1 rRNA gene is annotated in these 2,846 nt (G+C 46.8%); it reads left to right on the forward strand.

The window, feature by feature from the left end:
- Positions 1–2,809, forward strand: a 23S ribosomal RNA gene (locus GIL12_RS09880); the annotation flags it as partial.
- Positions 2,810–2,846 lie beyond the last annotated feature (37 nt).

The raw sequence follows: 2,846 nt of genomic DNA on the forward strand, positions 1-2,846 counted from the left end.
CCAGGATTTCCGAATGGAGAAATCTACTAAGATGAAGTCTTAGTGTGAAAACGGTAACCAGATGAACTGAAACATCTAAGTAGTCTGAGGAAAAGAAAGTAAAAACGATTCCCCAAGTAGCGGCGAGCGAACGGGGATCAAGTCTAAATCATATAAGTGTCAAGAGTACAGTCGTTGCTTGTATGAGGTTGTGGGAAGTCGCTAGAAGAACTGTAAGATATTCAGCGAATTGTTTTAATTAATTGGAATAGAACTGGAAAGTTCAACCGTAGAAGGTGATAGTCCTGTACAAGTACATTAAAACAAGCGCGTGACTCTCCCGAGTAGCACGGAACACGAGAAATTTTGTGTGAATCAGCGAGGACCATATCTCGTAAGACTAAATACTCTTATTAACCGATAGCGAATAGTACCGTGAGGGAAAGGTGAAAAGAACCCCGGGAGGGGAGTGAAATAGAACCTGAAATCGTGTGCTTACAAGCGGTCAGAGCCCTTTGGGGTGATGGCGTGCCTTTTGGAGAATGATCCTGCGAGTTACGTTTAACGGCGAGGTTAAGTATACCGGAGCCGTAGGGAAACCGAGTCTGAATAGGGCGATAGTCGTTAGGCGTAGACGCGAAACTTGGTGATCTAATCCTGTCCAGGATGAAGCTGTGGTAAGACACAGTGGAGGTCCGAACTCACCATCGTTGAAAAGCTGGGAGATGAGATAGGTTTAGGGGTGAAACGCCAATCGAACTGAGAGATAGCTCGTTCTCTCCGAAATGCATTTAGGTGCAGCCTTAAGAGTTTAATTGCGGGGGTAGAGCACTGAATGGTCTAGAGGGCATATTGCTTATCGAAGCCAACCAAACTCCGAATACCGTAATTTATATCTTAGGAGTGAGACTATGGGTACTAAGATCCATGGTCAAAAGGGAAACAACCCAGACCGTCAGCTAAGGTCCCTAATTATAGCTAAGTGGAAAAGGAGGTGGAGATTCACAAACAACCAGGAGGTTGGCTTAGAAGCAGCCATACCTTTAAAGAGTGCGTAATAGCTCACTGGTCGAGAGTCTCTGCGCCGACAATGTAACGGGGCTAAGCTATAAACCGAAGCTGCGGAATTGCGTTTACGCAATTGGTAGGAGAGCGTTCTGTAGGCCGTTGAAGGAGAACTGATAAGGGACTCTGGAGGTATCAGAAGTGAGAATGCAGGAATAAGTAGCGAGAAAGAGGGTGAGAATCCTTCTCGCCGGAAGACCAAGGTTTCCAGGGTAAAGCTTGTCTTCCCTGGGTAAGCCGGGACCTAAGCCGAGGCTAGAATGCGTAGGCGAATGGAAAACAGATTAATATTTCTGTGCCACTGTTAAATCGTGATGGAGGGACGCAGAAGGGTATGTAAGCAGGAGAACGGAAGTTCCTGTGTAAGCATGTAGTGTGACTTGATAGGCAAATCCGTCGAGTTAAACATGAGGTGTGACGCATAGACTATTTATAGTCGAATTTACAGATCCCACGCTGCCAAGAAAAGCTTCTAACGTTAATTTAATAGTGCCCGTACTGTAAACCAACACAGGTGGTCAGAATGAGAAATTTAAGGCGGACAGGCTAACTCTCGCTAAGGAACTCTGCAAAATGAATCCGTAACTTCGGGAGAAGGATTGCCATTTTGTGTGGAGTACTACGCGTACAAAGCACAAGGTGGCCGCAGTGAAGAGGCTCAGGCAACTGTTTAACAAAAACACAGGTCTATGCTAAGCTGTAAGGCGATGTATATGGGCTGACACCTGCCCAGTGCCGGAAGGTTAAGAGGAAGAGTGAGAGCTCTAAATTGAAGCCCCGGTGAACGGCGGCCGTAACTATAACGGTCCTAAGGTAGCGAAATTCCTTGTCGGGTAAGTTCCGACCTGCACGAAAGGTGTAATGATCTGAGCGCTGTCTTGGCGGGAGGCCTGGTGAAATTGTATTACCGGTGAAGATACCGGTTACCTGCAGTAGGACGGAAAGACCCCATGGAGCTTTACTGTAGCTTGGTATTGGGTTTTGGTGTCGTATGTATAGGATAGTTGGGAGACTGTGATATATATTCGCTAGAGTGTATGGAGTCGTTGGTGGAATACCAACCATACTATACTGAAATTCTAATTTGAGGTTTGTAGCCTTGAAGACAGTGCTAGGTGGGCAGTTTGACTGGGGCGGTCGCCTCCGAAAGAGTAACGGAGGCGCCCAAAGGTTCCCTCAGGTTGGATGGAAATCAACCGCAGAGTGTAATGGCAAAAGGGAGCTTGACTGCGAGACTGACAGGTCGAGCAGGTGCGAAAGCAGGGCATAGTGATCCGGCGATTCCGAATGGAAGGGTCGTCGCTCAACGGATAAAAGCTACCCTGGGGATAACAGGCTGATTTTGCCCGAGAGTCCATATCGACGGCAAAGTTTGGCACCTCGATGTCGGCTCATCACATCCTGGGGCTGGAGAAGGTCCCAAGGGTTGGGCTGTTCGCCCATTAAAGTGGTACGTGAGCTGGGTTCAGAACGTCGTGAGACAGTTCGGTCCCTATCCACTGCAGGCGTAAGAGTATTGAAAAGATCTGTCCTTAGTACGAGAGGACCGGGATGGACAAACCTCTGATGTACCAGTTGTCACGCCAGTGGCACAGCTGGGTAGTCACGTTTGGACTAGATAACCGCTGAAAGCATCTAAGCGGGAAACTGACTTTGAGATAAGTACTCTATAGACAACTTCGAGACTAGGAGTTTGATAGGTTGGAAGTGTAAGTGAAGCAATTTATTTAGCAGACCAATACTAATAAGTCGGAATCTTAATCAAATATTAAATTATATTTTACTATGTAGTATCAAGTGTT

It is taken from the genome of Fusobacterium sp. IOR10 (assembly GCF_010367435.1).
Lineage (GTDB): Bacteria > Fusobacteriota > Fusobacteriia > Fusobacteriales > Fusobacteriaceae > Fusobacterium_B.